This is a genomic window from Tersicoccus sp. Bi-70 (assembly GCF_001968825.1).
GTDB lineage: Bacteria > Actinomycetota > Actinomycetes > Actinomycetales > Micrococcaceae > Tersicoccus.
Map to the genome: position 1 here is coordinate 214320 of NZ_MIEU01000002.1, position 23829 is coordinate 238148.

Genomic DNA, 23829 nt, shown 5'->3' on the forward strand with positions numbered 1-23829 from the left:
CGTCCCGGCGCGGAACCGTCGGTGGGCCCCGCTAGGGTCGGATCATGACCTCCCCGGACGCGGACGGACCGCTCGACCGGCCCACGGAAGCCGCGGCGACGCGCACCGTGGATCCCTCTCGCGATGGGGCCGCCCTGGTGGGTGGCCTGGGTGAGTCCGCGCTGCTGGCGGCGTTCCTGCCCCGGCTGCCGCGGCCCACCACCGAGGACGGTTCCGACGGCGAGGTCGGCAACGGCGACGACGCCGCGGTGCTGCGGATCGGCGACCCCCGCGTGGTCGCCACCGTCGACACCCTCGTGCAGGACCGCGACTACCGGGCGGTCTGGCCGAACGGCCGCGTCACCGCCGGCCACGACGTCGGCTTCAAGGGCGTCGCCCAGAACCTCTCCGACCTCAACGCCATGGCCGCCCACCCGGTCGGCCTGCTGGTCAGTCTGGCGATGCCGCCCGAGACCTCGGTGGACTGGGTGCTCTCGCTCGCCGACGGCATCGCGGACGCGATCCGCACGCTGGGCGCGGACGGGTGCTCCGTGGCCGGCGGGGACCTCTCCGGTGCCCGGGAGGTGGTGCTCACCATCACCGCGCTCGGCCGGCTCGACGACGCCGGTCCGCTGCTGCGCTCCGGTGCGCGCCCCGGCGACGAGCTTGCCGTGATCGGCCGGGTCGGGGAGGCAGCGGCGGGTCTGGCCCTGCTGGAGCATCCCGGCCGTTCGGCCGGCACCGCTCCGGACGTCGTCGGGCTGTCCGAGGAGCTGATCCTGGCCCAGCTGCGGCCCCGGCCGCCGCTGGGAGCCGGGGCGGTCGCCGCGCGTGCGGGGGCGCACGCGGCGATGGACCTCTCGGACGGCCTCGTGCGGGACGCCGCACGTCTCGCCCGGGCGAGCGGCGTGAGGATCGATCTGGACACGGACCGGCTGGCCCCGTTCGCGGACCGGCTGGCCCCGGTCGCGGCCCTGCTCGACGTCGATCCGCTGGCCTGGTGCCTGGCCGGAGGAGAGGACTTCGGCCTGCTCGCCGCCTTCCCTCCGGGGACCGTTCCCGCCGGTTTCACTGCGATAGGCTCGGTCGCGGACGGCCCCGCGGAACTGCTGGTCGACGGCCGTCCGTCGCCGAGAACAGGATGGGATCACTTTGCAGCCTAGGTCCGGGTCCTCCGCGGGGGTCATCCACCGCTGGCTGACCCACGCCGAGGCCGTGCTGAAGGACCACTGCGGTGACCTGAACGCCATCAACGTCTTCCCGGTGCCGGACTCGGACACGGGATCGAACCTGGTCCAGACGGTCGCCGCCGCCGTCGCCGGGCTGCCCGCACCCCCGCAGCCCGTGCACCACGGCGAGGAGCCCAAGGGGTCCGTGGACCTCGGGGCCTTCCTCGGTGCGGCCGGTGCGCACGCCCTGGAACACGCGCGCGGCAACTCCGGCACCATCCTGGCGGTCATGCTCAGCGCGATGGCGGAGCCGCTCGGCGGCCACGCCCGTCTGACGCCGCCCGCCCTCGCCGCCGCCCTGGACCGGGCGAGCGTGCGCTGCTGGTCCGCCCTCAGCGACCCTGTGTCCGGCACGATGCTCTCGGTCATCGAGGCCGCGTCGCAGGCGTGCGCCGTGCAGGCCGCCGAGCGCGACGGCGACGAGAGCCACCACGGTCTCGTCACGGTCCTCGACGGCGTGCTCGCCGCTGCGGCCGCTGCGGTCGAGGCCACCGAGGAGCAGAACGACGTGCTCGCCCGCGCCCGCGTCGTCGACGCCGGCGCCGTCGGGCTGCTGCTGATCCTGCAGTGCCTGCGATGGGCGGTGACCGGGGACCCGGTGGCCATCGCTCCCCTCGAGCACCTGGACGGGCTCGACCACGGCGAGCACCCCGAGGCGATGGACGGCGTCGAGATCATGTGCACGCTCGCCCTCAGCCCGCTCGACGCCGCGAGCCTGCGCATCGCGCTGGACGAACTCGGCGACTCGGTGATCCTCACGGCCATCGCCCCGATCGGTGACGGCGGCGGGGCTGGGTCCGGCGGGGCTGGGTCCGGCGGGGCTGGGTCCGATGGGGCTGGGTCTGGCGGGGCCTATCGGTGGCGGTTGCATGCGCACGTGCCCCACGACGCCCACGACCGGGCCCTCGCGGTGATCAGCGGCAGCGGGGCGCCGGAGAACCTGGTCATCACCTCGCTGCGCGCGGAGGAGACGCCGGAGCGACACCAGTGAGCGGGCCGGCGCCGCAGCGCCGGCGCTCCGCCTCGTCGCCGAGGATCCTCGACCCCCGGGCGCACCGGCTCGAGAAGGTCCTCGGCAAGGCCAACGCCGCCAAACTCGAGAAGGGCCTCGGGCTGCGCACGGTCGGCTCGCTGCTGCACCACTTCCCGCGTCGCTACCTCGAGCGCGGCGAGCTGCAGAGCATCGCGGGTCTGCCGATCGACGAGGACGTGACGTTGATCGCCGAGGTGCTCTCGAGCTCCCAGCGATCGATGCGCAACCGCCGCGGCTCCATCGTCGAGGTCGTCATCACCGACCGGGACGTCCACCGGCCGGGGACCCTCACCCTCTCGTTCTTCCACGGCTACCAGGCCTACCGCGACCTCCAGGCCGGCGTGACCGCCCTGTTCAGCGGCAAGGTGAGCCTCTACCGGGGCAAGCCCACCCTGACCAACCCGAACTACCTGCTCCTCGACGACGACACGACCGGTGAGGACATCGCGAGCCGACCGGTGCCGGTGTATCCGGCGACGTCCACGTTGACCAGCTGGTGGATCGCCCAGCGCGTGGCCACCGTGCTCGCCGAGCTGGGCATCACGGGCGATCCCGAGGACGCCGTCCGGCTGCCCGACGTCGTCCCGGCCGCGTTCGCCGCCCGCGAGCGGCTCGGCGACCTGGTCACCGCCTACCGGGACATCCACGCGCCGGCCGAGCTCGCCGACGCGTATCGCGCCCGGCACCGCTTCCGCTACCAGGAGGCGCTGATCCTGCAGACCGCGCTGGCCCGGCGCCGCGCCGAACAGCACGCGCAGGTCGCCGTCGGCCGGCCCCGCCGGTCGGCCGGTCTGCTCGCCGACTTCGACGCGGCCCTGCCGTTCACCCTGACCGAGGGTCAGCGCACCGTGGGGGAGACCCTGGACGAGGCGCTGTCGGCGGACCGGCCGATGAACGTGCTGCTGCAGGGCGAGGTCGGATCCGGCAAGACGCTGGTCGCCCTGCGCGCCATGCTCCAGGTCGTCGACGCGGGCGGACAGGCCGCCCTGCTCGCCCCCACCGAGGTGCTCGCCGCGCAGCATCACCAGTCGATCACTGCGACGCTCGGCCCGCTCGCGGCGGCCGGGATGCTCGGCGGCGCCGAGCACGCCACCCGGGTCGTCCTGCTGACCGGCAGCATGTCCACCGCCGCCCGGCGCACGGCGCTGCTCGCGGCCGCGTCCGGAGAGGCCGGCATCGTCATCGGCACGCACGCCCTGCTCTCGGAGACCGTCCAGTTCGCCGAGCTCGGGCTCGTCGTCGTCGACGAGCAGCACCGCTTCGGGGTCGAGCAGCGCGACACCCTGCGCACCCGCGCCGGGGTGCCGCCCCACCTGCTGGTCATGACCGCCACCCCGATCCCGCGCACCGTCGCGATGACCGTGTTCGGGGACCTGGGCGTCCTCACCCTCGACGGGCTGCCGGCCGGGCGCGCCCCGATCGACACGCACATCGTGCCGCTCGTCGAGCATCCCGTGTGGCGCGAGCGGGTCTGGCAGCGCGCCCGCGAGGAGGTCGACGCGGGCCGGCAGGTCTACGTCGTCTGCCCCAAGATCGACGGGGGCGAGGCCGCGTCCAGCACGTTCGACGACAGCGACGGCGTCGAGTTCGACGAGGCCGCCGACGGCATCGGGAACACGCCGCAGAAGGCGCCGCCCCTGGCCTCGGTCGAGGAGACGATGGCGGCCCTCGCGCAGACGGCCACCCTGGACGGGGTGCGGATCGGCGCCCTGCACGGCCGGCTCGACCCGGCGGAGAAGTCCGCGACCATGAACGCTTTTCACCGCGGCGAGCTGGACGTGCTCGTCTCGACGACCGTGATCGAGGTCGGCGTCGACGTGCCGCGGGCGACGCTGATGGTGATCCTCGACGCCGACCGCTTCGGCATCTCCCAGCTGCACCAGCTGCGCGGCCGTGTCGGCCGTGGCGGGTTGCCCGGCACCTGCCTGCTGGTCACCGCCCTCGAGGCCGGCCACCCCTCGCGGGTGCGGCTCGACGCCGTGGCGAGCACGACGGACGGCTTCGCCCTCGCCGCCGAGGATCTCAAACTGCGGCGCGAGGGCGACATCCTGGGCGCCCGGCAGTCCGGCGGCCGGTCCACGCTCAAGCTGCTGCGCGTGATCGAGGACGAGAAGATCATCGTGGCCGCCCGGCAGGACGCGCAGGAGATCATCGAGGAGGATCCCCAGCTCGCGGGCCACCCCGTGCTCGCCGGTGCGATCGACGACTACCTCGATCCCGAGGCCGAGGAGTGGCTGGACCGTGGCTGAGAACGACGTGGCTGAGAACGACGTGGCTGAGACCGACGCGGCTGAGGCCTCCGTGCCTGTGCCGGCCGCCCCTGCCCCGACCGCCGGCACCACCGGGCCGGTCGCCGCATGAGCCGCATCATCGCCGGGATCGCCGGGGGGCGCAGCCTGACCTCGGTGCCCGGGGACCACACCCGTCCGACGACCGATCGGGTCAAGGAGTCGCTGTTCTCCGGACTCGAGTCCGCCGACGCGATCCGCGGCGCCCTGGTCCTGGACCTCTTCGCGGGCTCGGGCGCCCTGGGCCTGGAGGCGCTCAGCCGGGGCGCCCGCCGCGCGACCCTGGTCGAGTCCGCCCGCCGGGCCGCCGACGTGTGCCGCCGCAACGGCCGGCTCCTGCAGGCCGAGCTCGGTCCTGCCGCCGTGCGGGTGCGCCAGGAGAAGGTCGCGTCCTTCCTCGCCGAGCCGGATCCGCACGGCTGGGACCTGGTCTTCCTGGACCCGCCCTACCCGATGCCCGAGCCGGAGCTGGCGGGGGTGCTGGCGCTGCTGCGCCCCGCGCTGGCGGCCGAGGCGCTGGTCGTCGTCGAACGCTCCACCCGTTCCCCGGAGCCCACCTGGCCCGAGGGACTCGTCCGGGTGCGCGACCGGAAGTACGGCGAGACCCGACTCTGGTACGCCGAACCCGTCTGAGCCGCGCGGCCGTCCGGTGCCCGTGTGACACCGATGCCACGCCCCGGTGCGGGCAGGGTCAGGCGCCGGCCGACCCGAAGGCCGTCAGCCGTCGCACCGCCTCGGCGAGGACGTCCTCCCGCTTGCAGAACGCGAACCGGATCAGCCGGGACGCCGTCGCGGCCGCGCTGCTGCCGGGATGGCAGAACGCCGTCAGCGGGATGGCGGCGACGCCGGCCGTGGCGGGCAACCGGCGGCACAGCTGCGCGCCGTCCGTGACGTCACCCCCGAGCAGCGGCGTGGCGTCCGCGACCACGAAGTAGGTGCCGGCGGGCACGGTGACCTCGAAGCCGGCGCCGCGCAGGCCGTCGACCAGCAGGTCCCGCTTGCGCTGCAGGGAGGCGGCCAGCCCGGCGTAGACGTCGTCGCCCAGTCCCAGCCCGAGCGCCACCGCACCCTGCAGCGGACTGCCGGAGGAGTAGGTCAGGAACTGCTTGACGGTGCGGACCGCCGCGACCAGGTCCGCCGGGCCGGTCAGCCAGCCCACCTTCCACCCGGTCACGGAGAAGGTCTTGCCGGCCGAGGAGATGGTCAGCGTCCGCTCGGCCGCGCCCGGCAGCGTCGCGACCGGCACGTGCGTCACCCGGTCGAAGATCAGGTGCTCGTACACCTCGTCGGTGACGATGATCGCGTCGTGCCGGGCCGCCTCCTCGACGATGCGGGCCAGCAGCGCCGCCCCGAACACGGTGCCGGTCGGGTTGTGCGGGTTGTTCAGCAGGATGACCCGCGTCCGATCCGTCACCGCGGCGGCGAGCTCGTCCTCGTCCGGCAGGAAGTCCGGTTCGCGCAGCGGCACCGTGACGTGCCGCGCGCCCGTCAGCTCGATCATGGCGCCGTAGGAGTCGTAGAACGGCTCGAACGTGAGCACCTCGTCGCCCGGGCCGGTGAGGGCGAGCAGGGTCGCGGCGATCGCCTCGGTGGCACCGGTCGTCACGAGGACCTCCTCGGCCGGATCCACGGTCAGCCCGTAGAACCGCGCCTGGTGGGCGGCGATCGCCTCCCGCAGCACCGGCACCCCCCGGCCGGGGGCGTACTGGTTGGCGCCGCCGGCGATGGCGCTGCGGGCGGCCTCGAGGATCTCGGCCGGGCCGTCCTCGTCGGGGAAGCCCTGGCCGAGGTTGACCGCGTCGTGCACCCCCGCCAGCACGGTCATCTCCTCGAAGATGGTGCCGGCCAGGGTGCCGCCGGCGTCCAGCAGGTTCGCCCCGTGGGCCGCGCGCTGCCAGGGGGCGGCCGGCGTGCCGGTGTTCGTCGTCGTCATGGGTCCAGTCTGTTACCTCGACTGCCGCCGATCCATCCGGTCCGGCACGCGGACCCGTCACCCGGCGACCACGGCCGCGATCCGGGCCCTGGCCTCGGCGAACCTGCGGCACCGTGACGAGCCCGGCACGCCGCACCGGCGACCCGTCGGTACGATGCGGGGTATGCGCCGCGCCGTCTGTCCTGGATCCTTCGACCCTCTGCACAACGGGCACCTGGAGATCATTGCCCGGGCGAGCAATCTGTTCGACGAGATCATCGTGGCGGTCTCCACCAATCCGGCGAAGACCTACCGGTTCAGCATCGACGAGCGGCTGCAGATGGCACGCGAGACGCTCTCCGCGCTGCGGGGCATCACCATCGAGGCGATGGGGGAGGGCCTGCTCGCCGACTTCTGCCGGCGGCACGGCGCGGACGCCATCGTCAAAGGTGTGCGCACGTCGGCCGACCTGGCGTTCGAGGTGCCGATGGCCACGATGAATCGGCATCTGACCGGCGTCGAGACGGTCTTCCTCGCCGCGGATCCCGGATACGCGCACCTCTCGTCCTCCCTGCTCAAGGAAGTGGGTTCCCTGGGCGGCGACATCTCCGGATTCGTGCCGCGTTCGGTGTACCGCCGGATGACGGCGCCGCCGCCCGGACGCGCCTGACCGGGCAGCTTTTGAGGTATCGGGTCCCGGCGGGCTAGAATGGTCAGTCGGTCATCTGTTCTTCAGGAGTTCACCATCAGCCGCCCACATCAGCACCAGGCACTCGATGCCCTGGTCGTCAGTGTCCGGGAACTGCAGCGCAGTCCCGGGGCGATGCGCGCTCTCGAGGAACGGGTCGAGGCTCCGGAGGACTTCGGAACCCCGGCGATCGGCATCCCCGCAGGCTCGGACATCGAGCTGGACCTGCGGTTGGAGGCGGTGCACGAGGGAGTCCTGGTGTCCGGTACGGCCACGGCCCGCGCGGTCGGTGAGTGCGTCCGGTGTCTGGACCCCATCGCGTACGACCTCACGGTGGACGCGCAGGAGCTGTTCTTCGCCGACCCCGATCCGGCAACGGACGAGGACGGCGATCCCCTGCCGCGGATCGAGCACGAGAGTGTCGATCTGATGCCGCTGCTGCGCGATGCCTTCGTGACCGAGCTGCCGTTCCAGCCGGTGTGCAGGCCCGACTGTCAGGGCCTGTGCCCGCAGTGCGGCGTGCGGCTGGAGGACCACCCGGGCCACCGGCACGAGACGCGCGATCCGCGTTGGGACGCCCTGCAGTCCCTCGCGACCGACCCGGGTCAGACAGACCAACGCAAGAGCAACTGAAGAAAAGAGTCAATCGTGGCTGTTCCCAAGCGGAAGACCTCCCGCTCGAATACGCGTTCCCGCCGTGCCCAGTGGAAGGCCGAGGTTCCCACCCTGGTCAAGACCGTCGAGAACGGTCGAGTGTCCTGGAGCCTGCCGCACACCGCCAAGGTCGTGACGGACTCCGCCGGCACCCCGCTCTTCCGGGAGTACAAGGGCCGCAAGGTCGCTGACGTCTGAGACCTCCACGGTCACGACCGGCTCCGCCTCGGGCGGAGCCGGCGGGGCCCGTCCGATGAGCGATCTCGACTGGCTTCAGGAGCAGTTCGGCGTCACGATCGACGCCGAACTGCTTTCGCTTGCCCTGACGCACCGCTCGTACGCGTACGAGCACGGCGGCATCCCGACGAACGAGCGCCTCGAGTTCCTCGGCGACTCCATCCTCGGCTTCGCCGTCACCGATTTCCTGTTCCGTGAGAACCCGGACCTCTCCGAGGGCGAGCTCGCGAAGCTCCGCTCCGCCGTGGTCAGCACCCGGGCCCTCGCGAACGTCGCCCGCGGCCTGGACGTGGGCGACCACATCCACCTGGGCCAGGGCGAGAAGATGACGAACGGCCGGGACAAGGCCTCGATCCTCGCCGACACCATGGAGGCGATCTTCGGGGCCACCTACGTGGATCTCGGCATCGAGGCGGCACGTGACCTGGTGATGCGGCTGGTCGGGCCCCTGCTGACCGACGCCGAGGCGTTGATGGCCAGCACCGACTGGAAGACGAGCATCCAGGAGTACGCGGCACTGCGCCAGCTCAGCCCGGTGGACTACGGCGTCGTCGGAGAGGGCCCGGACCACGCCCGCCGGTTCACCGCGACCCTGACGATCGCCGGTGAGGTCTACGGTGTCGGCCGCGGGCACTCCAAGAAGGAAGCGGAGCAGGAGGCCGCTGCCGCCGGTTGGCGGATCGCCGCCGAGCGGACCGCCGTCCTCGGCACCGAGACCGGCAACGGGCAGGTCACCGATCCCGCCGTCGGCTCGAACGGGTCCACATCTCCGAACGGCTCGACGCCGGCGACGACGGCTGCGGTCGCCGTCGAGTCCGCGGATCCGCCCGTCGACGTCCCGGCCGACACTCCCGCCGACCCGACCCGCTGACACCCGGATACCGACCGTGCCAGAACTGCCCGAGGTCGAGGTCGTCCGGCGCGGCCTCGCCCCGTGGGCGGTAGGCCGGACCGTCACCGCGGTCGACGTCGTCGACCCCCGCTCGGTCCGCCGCCAGCTCGGCGGGCCCGACGCCTTCACCACCGCCCTCACCGGCCGCCGGCTCGCCGCCGCCGTCCGTCGCGGCAAGTTCCTCTGGCTCCCGCTCACCGACGCCGGCCCCCTCGCTCCCGACGACGGGGCAGCGCCGTCCGCCCTGGTCGTGCACCTGGGCATGAGCGGGCAGGTGCTCATCCAGCCCGCCGGGAAGCCGGACGAGAACCACCTGCGCATCCGGCTGCATCTGGCGCCGGAGCTTTCCACTCCCGCTGACGTCGAGGCCGTGGATGCGAGCTCCGTCGTCGACGCACCCGCGCCAGACGAGCCCGAGCAGCAGCTCCGCTTCGTCGACCAGCGGATCTTCGGCGGCATGCACGTGGACCGGCTCGTCGGCACGGAGGACGGCGCACCCGGCGGCGCCGGCAGCGACGCACCGCTGATCCCGTCCAGTGCCGCGCACATCGCGCGCGACCCGCTGGACCCCGCCTTCGACGCCGCCGCCTTCACCGCGCGGCTCCGGCGCCGGCGCACCGGCATCAAACGCGCCCTCCTGGACCAGTCCCTGATCTCCGGCATCGGCAACATCTACGCCGACGAGTCGCTGTGGCGCGCCCGGCTGCACTACGCGCGTCCCACCGAGACCCTGCGACGGAGCGAGGTCGAGCGGGTGCTTGCCGCCTGTCGCGAGGTGATGGGCACCGCGCTGGAGGCGGGCGGCACGAGCTTCGACGCGCTCTACGTCAACGTCAACGGCCAGTCCGGGTACTTCGACCGGTCGCTGGCCGTCTACGGGCAGACCGGGCGGCTGTGCCCGCGCTGCTCCGCGAACGGCCGGCACAGCGTGATCCGGCGCGACTCGTTAATGAACCGCGGATCGTTCACGTGCCCGGTGTGCCAGCCGCGGCCCCGCAACGCCCGCTGGTAGTCGACGATCCGGTCGACGCCCCAGCCGAGCGCCTGACCAATTCCTTGACCGTTCCTGTGAGCGGCTCCTAGCCTTGGCGTACCCCCGCTCCGTCCGAGCGCCGGTGATCTCCTGCAGGGCCGAGGTGCGGAGGAATCATGAAGGTTCGCGACGAGCAGTTCCGAGCGGGACACCCACGTCGGAGGGCCGTCTGGCGGACGTGGGCCGTGGTGACCGCGGTGATCGCCGCGTTCTCCCTGGTCATGACGCCGGCCGTCGGGCAGTCTCTCGACCCCTCGGCGTTCGGGTCCGCCACCGTCGCGGCCGATGACTCGGCCACCGCGGACTCCGGTCCGGCGGCGATCCCCGGAGCGGGCGTGCCCGCGACGGTGACGCCGAGGCTGACCGGACCGAGCGGCGCGCCTCTGACGTCCACGCGGATCACGGGCCCGATCCGGGTCACCTCGACGTCGTACCCGTTCGGGGCGGCGAACCACACGAGGGTTCCCGAGAATCTGGCCGCCATCGGCTACGTCGAGGAGGAGTACTTCGTCAGCGGGCTGGCCAACGTCTACACGTGGCCTGCGCCGGGCCCGGCCGTGGTGCGGACCGCCAACGCCCCGTACACGACGCGCATCCTCGTCCGCCGTCCCGCCCGGGCCAGCGCGTTCAGCGGCAACGTCGTCGTCGAACCGCTCAACCCGTCGAACCTGTTCGACCTCAACCTCGGCTGGGGGCTGATGCACGAGCAGCTGATCCGCAACGGCGACGTGTGGGTGGGGGTGACGGTCAAGCCCGTCTCGATGCAGACCCTCAAGACGTTCAACCCGGTGCGCTACGCACCGCTGAGCATGAACAACCCGCTGCCGCTGGACGACCCGCGCAACTGCGCCACGGTGCCCGCGGACAGCTCGCGGACCACCGAGAACGGCCTGGCCTGGGACATCTACAGCCAGGTCGGCCAGTTGCTGCGGACGTCGGCCAGCCCGGTGCACTACGGCGGCGCGAAGGCGCACCACGCGCTCAAGCTCTACGGCTTCGGGTACTCGCAGACCGGCGGGTACATGTACGACTACATCAACGCGGTGGCCCCCCGGGTCAAGGCAGAGACCGGGCGGTCGATCTACGACGCGTACATCGTCGCCGTCGCGGGCGGCGCCTTCGCCGGCATCTACCCGATCAACCAGTGCGAGGCGCTCCCGGCGCTGGGCGACCCGCGCCGCCAGTTCTCCAACGTCGGGGTGCCGATCATTCACGTGATGTCGCAGTCGGACTACCTGCGGGGCATCACGGCGCGACGGCCGGACAGCGACGTTCCCAGTGACGCCTACCGGCAGTACGAGATGGCTGGGGCCGGGCACGCGACGCAGACCGAACTGGACTTCGCCGCCGCTCCTGCGGACATCGAGAAGGGCGGACGCGCGGTGCCGCCGTCGAACTGCAACGAGGGCCCGCGCAGCCGGTTCCCGAGCTCGATTTTCTTCGACGCCTTCCTGCGGAACCTCGACGACTGGGTCCGGCGGGGGATCGCTCCGCCGCACGGCTCGCCGATCGTGGTGCAGAACGGGGCTCCGGTGCTGGACCGGTTCGGCAACGTGGTCGGTGGTCTGCGTTCGCCCTACCTCGATGTGCCGACGTCCACCTGGTACGGCAGTTCGACCGGGCCGTCCTTCTGTGCGATCGCCGGCCACGAGGTTCCGTTCAGCCAGGCGCTGCTGCAGCAGATCTACCCGACGCACACGGTGTACGTCAGGGCGGTCGCGAAGGACACGCGGGCGCTGGTCAAGCAGCGGTTCATCACCCGCTACGACGGTGACCGGCTCGTGCGGGAGGCCTCGACGGCTGAAGTGCCGTGACCGACCGCTGGTGAGCGACTGGGTCGACCGACAGGGTACGGGCCCCGATTCCCACGGAACCGGGGCCCGTTGCCGTTGCCACGGCCTGAGTCAATCAGCCGAGTCGGGAGAATGCGCCCGAGGGTGCTTCCGGTCGAGCGGTGACGTGCAGGACGCTCGTCACGACGCCGAAGACGAGAAGGCCGACCAGCACGGCCCACTCCAGTCCCAGGCGCGGGATCAGCGACATCGTCACGGCGTACGGCACGACGAACGCGACCGCTCGCCGGCCGGCCCGACGCAGACGAGGGTGGGACAGTTCCAGCATGAGCACACCATAGGCTGCGGTGGCCCGCGACGGAAGGATGACCGCCATGCTCAGAGCCGTCCGGGTCGACGAGCGGGACATGCTGCAGGTCGACGAGCGCGTGCGGCCGCTGCGGGTGCTCGATTCGTGGCTCGACCCGACGGACGGCCAGCTCCTGCGGACCGACAGCCATGACGTCGAGACGGACGACCTGGCCGAGGTCCACGCGTGGGTGGTCCGGCACGGCCGGACGACGGCGACCGTCAGCGAGGTGTACCGGCCGGTGGACGGATCCAGCCGCGCCGACGAAGGGAGATTCGTGCTCGTGGGCCGGTATCGACTCGCGCCGCCGACGGAGTAGGCGCGCTGGCCGAGGAACCGGAGGGAGGCGGTTCCCTAGCCGCCGTAGTGCGCCGCGAGGCGGGCGAGACCGTCGTCGATCGTGACCGCCGGCGTCCAGTCGAGCACCTCACGGGTGTGCCGCTGGTCGAACCAGTGCGCGGTGGAGAGCTGCTCCGCGAGGAATCGAGTCATCGGCGGCTCGTCCCGGCTGTCTTCCGGGAAGCGCCGGAACCGCCACGCGGCCTCGACGACGCCGCCGGCTACCCGAGCCAGACGGCCGGGCACGTGCCATGAGGGTTCGGGGACACCGGCGGCCCGGCAGATGCCGCCGATCAGTTCCCCGACCGTGCGCGGTTGCCCGTTGGTGACGACGAGCGCCTGGCCGTGGACGTGCTCCATCCGGTGCAGTCCCGCCACGATCGCGGCGGCCGCGTTGTCGAGGTAGGTGGTGTCGATCAGGGCGGCACCGGCGTCGAGCAGCGGTAACCGGCCGCGCCGGGCGCGGTCGATCACGCGTTCGACCAGTTGGGTGTCGCCCGGACCCCACACGATGTGCGGGCGGATGGCGGTGACCCGGAATTCCGGTGTGTCCGCGGCCAGAGCGAGCAGTTCGGCGGCCGCCTTGGTCCGGGCGTAGTCGCCGCGGGCCCGCGCCGGGTCGGCCGGCTCGGCACCGGCCCCGACGATGGAGGACCCATGGTGGGCGACCGAGGGGGAGGAGACGAAGACGACGTCGCCCACGTTCGCCGCCCGGGCCGCCGCCAGCAGCGCCGCCGTCCCGTCGACGTTGACCGCGACGAACTCGCTCGGGTCACCGGTGAAGGACACCTTCGCCGCGAGGTGGATCACCGCGTCGACACCGTTGACGGCACGGGCGAGAGCGTCCGGATCCGTCAGGGAACCGAGGACGTCCGTCGCACCGGCGACGGGTGCGGGCCGGCGCTGGAAGGTGCGCACCGTGTGGCCCTGGGTGACGAGCAGCTGGGCCACGGCGGAGCCGAGCAGGCCGCTCGCCCCCGTGACGAGCACCCGGCGGGACCTGGCGGTATCCGATCCCTGGGGCCCCGGCGTCACGGCGCGGACACCCGCTCGCCGGCCAGGACGCCGGACGCCCAGCGGGCGAGCGCCGACCGGTCGACCTTGGAGTTGTGGCGGATGTCGGTGGGCAGCCGGCGCACCTGCAGCACCGCCGCGAGATCGAGCTCGGGCATGACGGAGCGCAGCACCGAGCGCAGCGCATCCGCGGTGTGCCGGGGAGCGGGCCCGTCGCTGCGGGCACCCGGCACGGTCTCGACGACGGCGACGGCAACCTGCGCCCCGACCGGGCCGACGCCGACCAGGGCCGTGCGAGCGACGCCGTCGACGGCGGCCATCCGCTGCTCGGCCTCGACCGGGGTGACCGGGCCGCTGCTGGTGCGCAGCACGTGCTGCAGCCGGCCTTCGACCCACAACCGGCCGGCGGCGTCGAGGTGGCCGACGTCGCCCGTGCGGTGCCAGCCGCGGTCGAAGGCCGCGGTCTCGGTCCGGTGGAGCCGGTCGTAGTGGTCCTTCACGTGCGGGGCGGCGACGAGGATCTCGCCGGAGACGCCGGGCACCCCGGACGGGTCGCCCACGGCGGAGCCGGCCTCGTCGAAGGCGCTGATCGCCACGTGCGCCCCGGGCACCGGGGCGCCCACACAGACGCCGTTGCCCGCCCCGGCCACGGCCGGAGCAGCCCCGGGACCATGCCCGGAACCGGCCCGGTGGACGGGCTGGGCGTCGGCCGCCGCCGCCCGGATGCCGGGCAGGTCGATGTCGGTGATGGGCAGTGCCTCGGTCATCCCGTAGGGGGTGTGCAGCCGGGCCTGCGGGACGAGCGTGGAGACGGCGGCCAACAGCGGTTCGCCGATGGGGGCCCCGGCGGAGAGCAGGAGGTCGATCCGGTCCAGGGCGTCGCGATGGCGGGCGTCCAGCCCGCCGGCCGTGGCGAGCACGTTGACCAGGGCGGCGGGGGAGGCGAACACCGTGGTCGCCTCGATCGCTGCGGCGGCATCGGCGAGGGCGGTCGCGGTCAGCGTCGCGGGAGCGGTGACGTCCATGGCCGGGCTCACCGACGTCGCACCCAGCGCCGGCCCGAGCAGGGCGAACGGGGCGAACGCGGCGACCAGGGCGGTGCCCGGCGCGAGCCCGTACGTGGTCGAGACGGCCCGGCACATCGCGGAGAGCTGCCGGTGCGTGTAGGCGACACCCTTGGCCGGGCCGGTGGAACCGGAGGTGAAGAGGATCGCGGCGAGATCGTCCGCCTGCGGCTCGTGCTGCAGGAGCGAGCCGGCCGTGTCCCCGGCGGCGAGCACCTCGGCGAGGCTGTGGTCGACGCCGAGCACCCGGCGGGTGACGGGGTCGGGGGTGCGCACGGAGATCCGGCGTCCCGGCCAGTTGAAGGCCCGGGCGGCGACGAGGGCGCGGTCGATGCCGATCACCCAGTCCGGCCCGGCACCGCGGACGGCCCGGCTCAGCCCGCGCGGCCCGAGACCCGCGTCGGCGACGACGATGACGGCACCCAGACGCAGGCCGGCGTAGATCAGGCAGGTCAGGTCGATGCCCGGGGGCACCAGCAGGCTGATCCGGTGCCCGGGACGGACGCCGACGGCGAGCAGGCCGCGGCGCAGCCGGTCGACGCGTGCGGCCAGGTCCTGCCAGCTCAGACGCATCGGCCGGCCACCGGGACCGGCCATGTCGACGACCGCGACCGCGGTGTCCGCGGCACGCTCCTCGAGCGTGGCCCACAGGGGCCGGTGGTCCCGGTCGGGCAGGGTCAGGCGGGAGCCGCGCAGCTGGTCCGCGTCGGCACGGTCGGCGGGCAGCCGCTCGCCGAGCCAGTCCAGCAGCGTCTCCGCCACCGGGGCGTCCTCGATCACCAGGTGTCCGGCGCCCTCGAACCGGTGCACGTCCGCATGCGGGAGCCGGTCGACCAGGTCCCGCAGGTAGCGGTCGGCGAAGATCGGGTCCTCGGGTCCCCACAGCAGCAGCGCGGGCACGTCGAGTCCACGCACGCCCTCGGCGATCCGGTCCAGCTCCGGGAAGCTCGCGGTGGCGGCGTCGACGGGGATGTCGGCCACGAACTGGCCGACGCCGCCGCGCCGGCGGGCGTGGCGGTACGGCGTCCGGTAGGCGCGGCGCACGGCCGGGTCCAGCGCGGGCCGGGCCAGGCCGAGGGTGATGTCGAGGAACGCCGTCGTGGTCACCGTGCCGGGCCGGTGGATCGCCGGGTGCAGGGCGAGCCGCAGCGGCCAGGGCAGGGACTCGCCGTCGGGCTGGTGCACCGCGGTGTTGGTGAGCACGACGCCGGCGAGGGCATCGGGGTGGTCGACGGCCCAGCCGAGGCTGATGCTGCCGCCCCAGTCGTGGCCGACGGTCACGACGGGGCCGGTCAGCCCGAGCGCGTCGGTCAGGTCGCCGAGGTCGGTGACGCGGTCGGCGAGCCGGCGGGGCCCGGTACGGGCGGAGAAGCCCATGTCGAGCTGGTCGACGGCGATCACACGCCACGGGCCACCCTCGCTGGCGATGCGTCGGGCGGCCGGTTCGAGCAGGGACCGCCACAGGTAGCCCCACGTGGGGTTGCCGTGCACGCACAGGAGGGTGCCGGCGGGGGTGACGTCGTCGGGGATGAGGGCGGCGTTGTCGAGCAGGTGCCAGCGGTGCACGGCGCCCGCATCGACGGCGGCGGAGGAGGTCACCGGCAGGTACCGGGAGCAGCCCTCGGGGACGCCGGGCCAGGCGGATGTCACCAGGCGATCTCCAGCATCGCCGTGTTCAGGCCCGAGCCGACGCCCATGCACAGCACCCGGTCCCCGGCGTTGAGCGTCTGCGACTCCATGGCCAGGGTCATCGGCAGCGACGCCGGACCCACATTGCCCCAGGTCGGGAATGTCATCGGCACGCGGGACTTGTCCAGTCCGACGGCGTCGATGATCGCGTCCGTGTGGATGGTGCTGACCTGGTGGGTGACGTAGCGGTCCATCGAGCGCCAGTCCCAGCCGTTCTCGTGCGCTTCGCTCCAGGCGTCGACGACCAGCTCGAGGCCGCCCTTGAGCAGGCCCCCGTGATCGGTGTACATACCGTCGACGCCGCCGACGCACAGCTCGTGGTGCTCGCTTCCGGCGCGGGAGACGCCGCCGACGATGCGGTGCGAGCCGGGGTGCGCGTCCGCAGGCCCGAGGACGGCGGCCGCGGCACCCGACCCGAGGGTCAGGGTCGCGAACTCACGGTTGAAATCCGCGCGGGTGGCGTCCGGCCCGTTCAGCCGCGCGATGGTGGCCTCCTGGGTGGCCTGCGCGTCCTCGCCGTTGACGATCACGGCGTACTGGATCTGCCCGGCGTCGATCATGTTGGCGGCCAGCGAGATGCCGTTGACGAAACCGAGGCACGCGTTGGCGACGTCGAAGTTCATCGCGGACGAGGGGAGCCCCAGACCGTGGTGGATCTTCACGGCCACGGAGGGCTCGAGATTGATGCGTGTCACGGACGTGTTGATCAGCAGGCCCACCTGGCCCGGCTCGATGCCGGCGGAGGCCAGCGCCTTCGCTCCGGCCTCGATGGCGGCGTCGTCGAACGCGGTCCCCGGTGCCCACCAGCGGCGCTCCCGGATGCCGGCCACCCGCTCCAGCAGCTTGCGTGACAGCCGCAGACGCTTCAGGGCGCCGCCGAGACGGTCGTCGAATTCTGCGCTGGTCACCACCACGGGCGCCTCGATGCTCGTGACGGAGAGCAGGGCGGTGTTGCGGTGGAGGAAGGTAGCGTTGCCGGTCAAATCACGAGCTTTCGTCGTTTACGTCGCTTGCTGGAACACGTCGCCGCGCCGTCGCCGCGGACGCGTCCGCGGGGACACGCGCGCACGTCGTCCGGGTGGGACGTGACACGACACAGTTAACTATGGACCGTCAGCACCCTTGGCTGCATATGCACTGCGGTGAATACTACCGGTCCAGCCGATACGCTGACCGTGAGCGCGACCCGACCCGGGAGCGACGATCCAACGGCCGGTGTGGCGACGACGGGAGGCCCGGTGCACCTGAAGACGCTCACCGTGCGCGGCTTCAAGTCGTTCGCCTCGGCGACCACGTTCCAGTTCGAGCCGGGCGTCACCGCCGTCGTCGGGCCCAACGGCTCGGGCAAGTCCAACGTCGTCGACGCCCTCGCCTGGGTGATGGGGGAGCAGGGCGCCAAGACCCTGCGCGGCGGCAAGATGGAGGACGTCATCTTCGCCGGCACCTCCGGCCGGCCCCCGCTCGGCCGGGCCCAGGTGTCCCTGACGATCGACAACACCGACGGCGCCCTGCCGATCGAGTACACCGAGGTCACCATCTCCCGGACCCTGTTCCGGTCCGGCGGCTCGGAGTACGCCATCAACGGCGCCACCTGCCGGTTGCTGGACATCCAGGAGTTGCTCTCCGACTCGGGCCTGGGCCGGCAGATGCACGTCATCGTCGGGCAGGGCCAGCTCGACGCCGTCCTGCACGCCACCGGTGAGGAGCGGCGCGGCTTCATCGAGGAGGCCGCCGGCATCCTCAAGCACCGGCGCCGCAAGGAGAAGACGGTCCGCAAGCTCGAGGCGATGCAGGCCAACCTGACCCGCCTGACCGACCTGACCGGGGAGATCCGGCGGCAGCTGACCCCGCTCGGCAAGCAGGCGGCCGTCGCCCGCCGCGCCCAGCAGGTCCAGTTCGAGGTGCGGGACGCGAAGGCGCGACTGCTGGCCGACGAGCTCGTCACCCTCACCGAACGGCTCGCCACGGACCTGGCCGACGAGGAGGCGCTGCGCACGCGCCGTGCCGAGCTGGAGGTGCGCCTGGAGGCCGGCCGCGAACGGCAGGGCGAGCTCGAGTCCGCCGCCGCTCGGGCCACCCCGGCCCTGAACGCCGCCCGCGACGCCTGGTACCAGCTCTCCTCGCTGAGGGACCGGTTCACCGCGCTGGCACACCTGGCGGAGGAGCGTCGCCGGTTGCTCGGTAGTGCGGAGGCGCCGGCCCGCAGCGGCCGGGACCCCGAACAGCTCGAGCAGCAGGCCGCCGCGGTCCGCGTCGAGGAGGCCGACCTGGCGCGGGCACTCGACGCCGCCCGCGAGACCCTGACCGCGGCGCTGGACGCCCGCGCGCGGGCCGAGGCCGCCGCCACGGCCGAGGACAAGCGGCTCACCGCCCTGATGCGGGCCGCCGCGGACCGGCGGGAGGGCATCGCCCGGCTCACCGGCGCCGTCGGGGCCGCCCGCACCCGGGTCGAGTCCGCCGAGGCCGAGCTCGGCCGGCTGCGGGAGATGATCGCCGACGCCACCGCCCGCGCCGAGGGCGCCCGCTCCGAGTTCGCCGCCCTGGAGGGCCAGGTCGCCGGCGTCGAGGAGGGCGAAGAGGGGCTGGACGCCGCGTACGAGCAGGCCAGCGCCGTCGTCGAGCAGCTGGAGGCCGACCTCGAGACCGCCCGCCAGCAGGAGCGCGACGCCGAACGGGAACGCGACGCCCTGGCCGCCCGGATCGAGGCGCTGGAGGTGGGACTGGACCGGCGCGACGGCGCCGAGACCCTGCGCGACGCCGTGGCCGAGGGCCGGCTGGACGGCGTCGTCGGCGGGGTCGCCGAACTGGTCGGGGTGGCCCAGGGCTGGGAGCCCGCCATCGCCGCCGCACTCGGGTCCGCCGCCGAGGCGCTCGCCGTCACCGGCCACGACGCCGCCCGCCGGGCCCTGGACCTGCTCCGCGAGCGGGACGCCGGCCGCGCGGACCTGCTCATCACCGACGCAGCCGCCCTGCCGCCGCTGCTGCCGACCGACGCCGACCTGCCCGAGGGTGCGGTGCGTGCCACCGCCCTGATCCGCGCCGAAGCGGCCCTCGGGACGACCCTGGAGAGCCTGCTCGCCGACGTCGTCGTCGTGCCCGACGCGCCGCTCGCGGCCACCGTCCTCGCCGCCCACCCCCGCGCTCGCGTCGTCACGCAGGACGGCGACGTCTTCACCGCGGTCAGCGCCCACGGCGGTGCGGCCAGCGAGGCCAGCCTGATCGAGCTGCAGGCCGCGATCGACGAGTCGCGGACCGCGCGGGACGCCGCCTCCGCCCGGTGGGAGCAGGCCCGGTTCGCCCAGTCCGGCGTCGCGGCCCGGCTCACCGACGCGAAGGCCGAGGCCGACGCGGCCCTCGACGACCTGCACGCCTCCGACGCCCGGCTCGCGGCCGTCGCCGAGCGGCTCGGGGGGTTCGGTTCGGCGATGCGCTCGGCCGAGGCGGAGCGCACGCGCCTGGACGCCGCCGTCGAGACCGCACGGGCCACGATCGAGCGCGAGCAGGCCGCCCTGTCCACTGCGGCCGACCGGCTGAGCGCGGCCCGGGAAGCCCCGGACGAGGACGCGGAACCGGACACCGACCGCCGGGACGAGCTCGCGGCCGCCGCCACGGCCGCGCGGGCCGCCGAGATGGAGGCCCGGCTGAGCGTGCGCAGCACCGAGGAACAGCTGACGTCCTGCAGCCAGCGGGCCCAGTCCCTCGAACGCGCCGCCCGCACGGAGAAGGCCGCCCGGGCCGAGGCGGAACAGCGGGCCCGCCGGCGCCGGTACCAGGCCGCCAAGGCGCTCGCCGTCGGGTCGGCCGCCACCGTCGTCGCCCAGCACGTGACCGTCTCCCTCCAGCTCGCCGCGGCGGCCCGGGACGCGGCCGAGCAGACCCGGGCACGGCTGGACGCCGAGCTGACCGAGCTGCGCGGCGGCAACGAGGACGTCAACCGGGAGCTGGCGCAGCTGGTCGACAGCGTGCACCGGGACGAACTGGCCCGCGAGCGGCAGCGGGCCGCGATCGAGGCCGTGCAGAACCGGGCCGCCGACGAACTGGGCCTCAGCGCCGAGAACCTCGTCGCCGAGTACGGGCCGGAGGTGCCCGTGCCGGCCGCCGCAGGCGGGAACAGCACGGTCGAGGACAAGTGGGCCGAGCTCGGACCTGCCGGTGAGCCGGCGTCCGTGCCGTTCGTGCGCGACGAGCAGGCGAAGCGGCTGCGCAGGGCCGAGCGGGACCTCGCGGCGCTCGGCAAGGTCAACCCGCTGGCGCTGGAGGAGTTCGCGGCTCTGGAGGAGCGGCACAAGTTCCTGGCGAGCCAGCTCGAGGACCTCAAGGCCAGCCGTGCGGACCTGCTGCAGATCATCGCCGAGGTGGACCAGCGGGTGCAGGAGGTGTTCGGGGCCGCCTTCGCGGACACCGCCACCCAGTTCGAGCACGTCTTCTCCCGGCTGTTCCCGGGCGGCGAGGGGCGGCTCGTGCTGACCGACCCGGACGACCTGCTCGCCACCGGCGTCGAGATCGAGGCGCGGCCCGCGGGCAAGAAGGTCAAGCGCCTGTCCCTGCTCTCCGGCGGGGAGCGGTCCCTGACGGCCGTGGCGCTGCTGGTGGCGATCTTCATGGCCCGGCCGAGCCCGTTCTACGTCATGGACGAGGTCGAGGCGGCCCTGGACGACACCAACCTGCAACGGCTCATCGGCATCCTCGAAGAGCTGCGTGCGTCCAGCCAGCTCATCATCATCACGCACCAGAAGCGGACGATGGAGATCGCCGACGCCCTGTACGGGGTGAGCATGCGCGGCGACGGCGTGTCCGCCGTCATCAGTCAGCGGATCGGGGTTCTCCAGTAGCTCTGGTTCCGCAGTGGGCGCGGTCAGGCCGCTGCCGGGTTCCTCGTCGTCGCCGGGGCGGTCTCCCGCGCCAGCAACCACGGCACCGTCGCCAGCAGGCAGACGGCGCCGGTGACGGCGAACGCCCAGCCGTAGGAGAGCGTGTCGACCATCAGCCCGGCCAGCAGCGGCCCGACGATCGCGCCGGTGTCGGAGGCCATCTGGAACACGGCCAGCACACGGCCCGCCCCACGGTCCGGGCCGATCACGTCGGCCACCGTGGCCTGCTGCGCCGGGCCGAGCAGCCCCGCGCCGAGGCCGGCCGCGATCGAGGCGATGATGAAGACGGCGACGTCCGGCACGAGCCCGAGCACGATCGTCGCGACCCCGGTCACGGCGAGGCCGGTCAGGACGAGCGGGCGCCGCCCGTATGCGTCCGTCAACCGCCCGGCGAGCGGCAGTGCGAGCGCGTTGCCGACGGCGAAGATGGCGAGTGCGGCGCCGGCGAGCGCCGGTCCGGCGCCCAGCGCCGCGGTGGCGAACAAGGGGACCAGGGCCACCCGGACCCCGAACACCCCCCACCCGTTGGCGAAGCTGGAGACGATGGCCGCCCGGTACGCGCTGTCGGCGAAGGCGGTGCGCAGGGGCAGGACCGGCGGGGTCGTCGAGGCGCCCCCGGCCGCTGCGGAGCGCGCGGTCACGGCGCGTAGCCGCACGAAGACGTACGCGGCGGTCAGCAGCAGCAGCACGCCGTAGACGATGAACGGCACCCGCAGCCCCAGGCCGCCGAGCACACCACCGACCACCGGGCCGGCGATGTTGCCGAGCAGGAACGAGCCGGCGTAGTAGCTCGAGATCCGCCCGCGGGCGCCCGCCGGGGAGAGCCGGACGACGAGACCGAGCGCGGAGACGGTGAACATCGTGGATCCGAGACCACCGAGGCCGCGGAACAGCAGCAACTGGGCGTAGTCGGTCGCGAAGGCACAGGTCAAGGAGGACAGCCCGACGATCGACAGTCCCGCCACGTACACCGGCCGCTCACCGAGCCGCTCCACCAGCCGGCCGCCGGCCGGGGCGAACACCAGGCGCGCGAGGGCGAAGACGCTGACGATGGCGGCGGCCGCCGTGGTGCCGACGTCGAAGGAGTGGGCCAGCTGCGGGAGCACCGGGGCCACGAGGCCGAAGCCGAGCGCGATGACGAACGCCGCCGCGATCAGGACGAGGATCTCCGGCGGGATCGGCGTGCGCGGCGCTCGCGGGCGCCGCGCTCGTCGTCCCCGTCCCCGGTCGCCCTCACCCGGTGACTCGACGTCCGGTTCGCGTCGCCACCACAGCGTGAGTACGCCGCGCAGCGATCGCAGACGTCTTCCGGACGAGCGAACGGGGTCGCCGCTGGTCGGCGAGGGGTCGGTGGGGGAGGGATTCGTCGAGGAGGAGCCTGCGGCGGAGCGGTGCCCCGGTTCGGGCTGGGAGCGGGGCGGCGTCGTCGGCATGGCAGGACGAGTCTGCCACGCGATCGCCGGCCGTGGTCCGGGCGGCCGTCCCCGGTGTCCGGGCGAGCAGCCGCACCGGGTCGTGGCTGCGCGGACATGAGAAGCTGGCTTCGTGAATGGTGCACTCGATCCGGTCATGATCATCGTCCTCGTCGTCGCGGCGATCGCCGTCATCGGCGGGCTGCTGATCACGTTCGTCCGCACCACGCGGCGCCCGCGTGGCGGCCCGCGCAGTCCCTACACCTCCACGCGGGACGCCAACGATCCCGGCCCGGGCGGCGTCGGCACGCTCGACCGACCCGACCTTGCGGAGCCGGACACCGCGGCCTCCGCCGAGACGGCGCCGTCGGTCGAACGCCCCGCCCCGGTCGGCGGGCGCCTCGTCCGGCTGCGGGACCGGCTGTCCCGGTCCAACTCCGCGCTCGGTCGCGGCCTGCTCGCCCTCCTGTCCCGGGAGACCATCGACGAGGACGTCTGGGAGGAGATCGAGGAGACGCTCCTGCTGGCCGACCTCGGCACGGAGCCGTCGATGCAGCTCGTCGACGCCCTGCGCGAGCGGGTCCGGATCGAGGGCACCCGGGAACCCGAGCGGGTCAAGGCGATGCTGCGCGAGGAGTTGCTGCGCCTCGTCGACCCGACCATGGACCGCAGTCTGAAGACGGCCCGGCACGACGGACGCCCCGCGATCGTCCTCGTCGTCGGGGTCAACGGCACCGGCAAGACCACCACCGTCGGCAAGCTGGCCCGCGTGCTGGTCGCCGAGGACAAGGACGTCCTGCTCGGGGCGGCCGACACCTTCCGCGCCGCCGCCGCCGAGCAGCTGGCCACGTGGGGCCAGCGGGTGGGGGTGCCCACCGTACGCAGCGACGTCGAGGGCGCCGACCCGGCGTCGGTCGCCTACGACGCCGTCCGTGCCGGCATCGAGGTCGAGGCCGACGTCGTCATGATCGACACCGCAGGCCGCCTGCAGAACAAGGCCGGCCTGATGGACGAGCTCGGCAAGGTCAAGCGGACCATCGAGAAGCAGGCCGCCGTGGACGAGGTGCTGCTGGTCCTCGACGCGACCACCGGGCAGAACGGGATGACGCAGGCCGCCGTCTTCGCTCAGGTCGTCAACATCACCGGCATCGTGCTGACCAAGCTGGACGGCACCGCCAAGGGCGGCATCGTCGTCGCCATCCAGCGGGCACTCGGGGTCCCGGTCAAGCTCGTGGGCCTCGGCGAGGGCCCCGACGACCTGGCCCCGTTCGACGCCGAGGACTTCGTCGACGCGATCATCGACTGAGCTCACCGCTCCCTTGACGTCGATGCAGGTCGAGCGCTCGTGCGTCC

The 23829-nt window shown here is 73.4% G+C and carries 19 protein-coding genes; 13 read left to right on the plus strand and 6 right to left on the minus strand.

Annotated elements, in window-relative coordinates; all coding sequences use genetic code 11:
• The first annotated feature begins 44 nt into the window (after window positions 1–44).
• The 4 genes from thiL to rsmD all read left to right on the plus strand — a co-directional run bounded on the left by thiL (window position 45) and on the right by rsmD (window position 5162).
• Complete coding sequence (gene thiL / locus BGP79_RS01140) at window positions 45–1142, plus strand: thiamine-phosphate kinase (RefSeq protein WP_083701443.1); 1098 nt, start codon at window positions 45–47, stop codon at window positions 1140–1142.
• A complete protein-coding gene (locus BGP79_RS01145) occupies window positions 1132–2199 on the plus strand; it encodes a DAK2 domain-containing protein (RefSeq protein ID WP_233121000.1) in 1068 nt (355 codons plus the stop codon). Before thiL ends, BGP79_RS01145 begins: the two co-directional genes overlap by 11 nt.
• A gap of 44 nt (window positions 2200–2243) precedes the next feature.
• The gene (locus tag BGP79_RS01150) at window positions 2244–4490 is read left to right on the plus strand and encodes an ATP-dependent DNA helicase RecG (protein ID WP_076693258.1); all 2247 of its coding nucleotides are present in this window, start codon (window positions 2244–2246) and stop codon (window positions 4488–4490) included.
• Window positions 4491–4598: 108 nt separating this feature from the next.
• Window positions 4599–5162, plus strand: a complete 564-nt coding sequence (gene rsmD / locus BGP79_RS01155; RefSeq protein ID WP_076692846.1) for a 16S rRNA (guanine(966)-N(2))-methyltransferase RsmD — start codon at window positions 4599–4601, stop codon at window positions 5160–5162.
• A gap of 58 nt (window positions 5163–5220) precedes the next feature.
• Here rsmD and BGP79_RS01160 read toward each other — a convergent pair whose 3' ends face one another.
• Window positions 5221–6462, minus strand: coding sequence for an aminotransferase class I/II-fold pyridoxal phosphate-dependent enzyme (locus BGP79_RS01160; protein WP_076692847.1), 1242 nt, complete (start codon window positions 6460–6462; stop codon window positions 5221–5223).
• Between the two features lie 163 nt (window positions 6463–6625).
• Here BGP79_RS01160 and coaD point away from each other — a divergent pair, with 163 nt between their 5' ends.
• The 6 genes from coaD (at window position 6626) to BGP79_RS01190 (ending at window position 11759) form a co-directional block, all read left to right on the plus strand.
• The gene (gene coaD / locus BGP79_RS01165; RefSeq protein WP_076693259.1) at window positions 6626–7111 is read left to right on the plus strand and encodes a pantetheine-phosphate adenylyltransferase; all 486 of its coding nucleotides are present in this window, start codon (window positions 6626–6628) and stop codon (window positions 7109–7111) included.
• Between the two features lie 111 nt (window positions 7112–7222).
• Entirely contained in the window at window positions 7223–7762 is a 540-nt protein-coding gene (locus tag BGP79_RS01170; RefSeq protein WP_076693260.1) for a DUF177 domain-containing protein, read from the plus strand.
• Between the two features lie 15 nt (window positions 7763–7777).
• Entirely contained in the window at window positions 7778–7981 is a 204-nt protein-coding gene (gene rpmF, locus BGP79_RS01175) for a 50S ribosomal protein L32 (RefSeq protein ID WP_076692848.1), read from the plus strand.
• A 55-nt stretch (window positions 7982–8036) separates the two neighbouring features.
• Window positions 8037–8891 (plus strand): ribonuclease III, encoded by an 855-nt coding sequence (gene rnc, locus BGP79_RS01180; protein WP_083701445.1) that lies wholly within the window; start codon window positions 8037–8039, stop codon window positions 8889–8891.
• Window positions 8892–8907: 16 nt separating this feature from the next.
• Entirely contained in the window at window positions 8908–9924 is a 1017-nt protein-coding gene (gene mutM / locus BGP79_RS01185) for a bifunctional DNA-formamidopyrimidine glycosylase/DNA-(apurinic or apyrimidinic site) lyase (protein ID WP_076692849.1), read from the plus strand.
• 206 nt (window positions 9925–10130) lie between these two features.
• Window positions 10131–11759, plus strand: a complete 1629-nt coding sequence (locus BGP79_RS01190; protein WP_076692850.1) for an alpha/beta hydrolase domain-containing protein — start codon at window positions 10131–10133, stop codon at window positions 11757–11759.
• 94 nt (window positions 11760–11853) lie between these two features.
• Here BGP79_RS01190 and BGP79_RS01195 read toward each other — a convergent pair whose 3' ends face one another.
• Window positions 11854–12066, minus strand: coding sequence for a hypothetical protein (locus BGP79_RS01195; RefSeq protein ID WP_158067101.1), 213 nt, complete (start codon window positions 12064–12066; stop codon window positions 11854–11856).
• A 46-nt stretch (window positions 12067–12112) separates the two neighbouring features.
• Here BGP79_RS01195 and BGP79_RS01200 point away from each other — a divergent pair, with 46 nt between their 5' ends.
• The gene (locus BGP79_RS01200; protein WP_076692852.1) at window positions 12113–12406 is read left to right on the plus strand and encodes a hypothetical protein; all 294 of its coding nucleotides are present in this window, start codon (window positions 12113–12115) and stop codon (window positions 12404–12406) included.
• Window positions 12407–12441: 35 nt separating this feature from the next.
• On the opposite strand, the gene BGP79_RS01205 is transcribed toward BGP79_RS01200, so the two are convergent.
• The 3 genes from BGP79_RS01205 to BGP79_RS01215 are packed head-to-tail and all read right to left on the minus strand — an operon-like array spanning window position 12442 to window position 17176.
• Window positions 12442–13416, minus strand: coding sequence for an NAD(P)-dependent oxidoreductase (locus tag BGP79_RS01205; protein WP_233121002.1), 975 nt, complete (start codon window positions 13414–13416; stop codon window positions 12442–12444).
• 41 nt (window positions 13417–13457) lie between these two features.
• A complete protein-coding gene (locus BGP79_RS01210; protein ID WP_076693261.1) occupies window positions 13458–16157 on the minus strand; it encodes an alpha/beta fold hydrolase in 2700 nt (899 codons plus the stop codon).
• Window positions 16151–17176 (minus strand): 3-oxoacyl-ACP synthase III, encoded by a 1026-nt coding sequence (locus tag BGP79_RS01215; protein WP_076692854.1) that lies wholly within the window; start codon window positions 17174–17176, stop codon window positions 16151–16153. Before BGP79_RS01215 ends, BGP79_RS01210 begins: the two co-directional genes overlap by 7 nt.
• A 255-nt stretch (window positions 17177–17431) precedes the next feature.
• Between BGP79_RS01215 and smc the strand changes: the two genes are divergently transcribed.
• Window positions 17432–21025 (plus strand): chromosome segregation protein SMC, encoded by a 3594-nt coding sequence (gene smc, locus BGP79_RS01220; protein ID WP_076692855.1) that lies wholly within the window; start codon window positions 17432–17434, stop codon window positions 21023–21025.
• A gap of 23 nt (window positions 21026–21048) precedes the next feature.
• Here smc and BGP79_RS01225 read toward each other — a convergent pair whose 3' ends face one another.
• Complete coding sequence (locus BGP79_RS01225) at window positions 21049–22497, minus strand: MFS transporter (RefSeq protein ID WP_083701446.1); 1449 nt, start codon at window positions 22495–22497, stop codon at window positions 21049–21051.
• 136 nt (window positions 22498–22633) lie between these two features.
• On the opposite strand from BGP79_RS01225, the gene ftsY reads away from it, so the two are divergent.
• Window positions 22634–23782: a signal recognition particle-docking protein FtsY gene (gene ftsY / locus BGP79_RS01230; RefSeq protein ID WP_076692856.1), complete on the plus strand. Its 1149-nt coding sequence runs from the start codon at window positions 22634–22636 to the stop codon at window positions 23780–23782.
• Window positions 23783–23829: the final 47 nt, after the last annotated feature.

What these genes read in the sequence shown, in the direction of transcription:
- BGP79_RS01195 (WP_158067101.1), bottom strand. Translation starts at nt 12,066, where the DNA reads ATGCTGGAACTGTCCCACCCTCGTCTGCGTCGGGCCGGCCGGCGAGCG.
- BGP79_RS01225 (WP_083701446.1), bottom strand. Translation starts at nt 22,497, where the DNA reads ATGCCGACGACGCCGCCCCGCTCCCAGCCCGAACCGGGGCACCGCTCC.
- BGP79_RS01160 (WP_076692847.1), bottom strand. Translation starts at nt 6,462, where the DNA reads ATGACGACGACGAACACCGGCACGCCGGCCGCCCCCTGGCAGCGCGCG.
- rsmD (WP_076692846.1), top strand. Translation starts at nt 4,599, where the DNA reads ATGAGCCGCATCATCGCCGGGATCGCCGGGGGGCGCAGCCTGACCTCG.
- coaD (WP_076693259.1), top strand. Translation starts at nt 6,626, where the DNA reads ATGCGCCGCGCCGTCTGTCCTGGATCCTTCGACCCTCTGCACAACGGG.
- thiL (WP_083701443.1), top strand. Translation starts at nt 45, where the DNA reads ATGACCTCCCCGGACGCGGACGGACCGCTCGACCGGCCCACGGAAGCC.
- rnc (WP_083701445.1), top strand. Translation starts at nt 8,037, where the DNA reads ATGAGCGATCTCGACTGGCTTCAGGAGCAGTTCGGCGTCACGATCGAC.
- BGP79_RS01200 (WP_076692852.1), top strand. Translation starts at nt 12,113, where the DNA reads ATGCTCAGAGCCGTCCGGGTCGACGAGCGGGACATGCTGCAGGTCGAC.
- ftsY (WP_076692856.1), top strand. Translation starts at nt 22,634, where the DNA reads ATGATCATCGTCCTCGTCGTCGCGGCGATCGCCGTCATCGGCGGGCTG.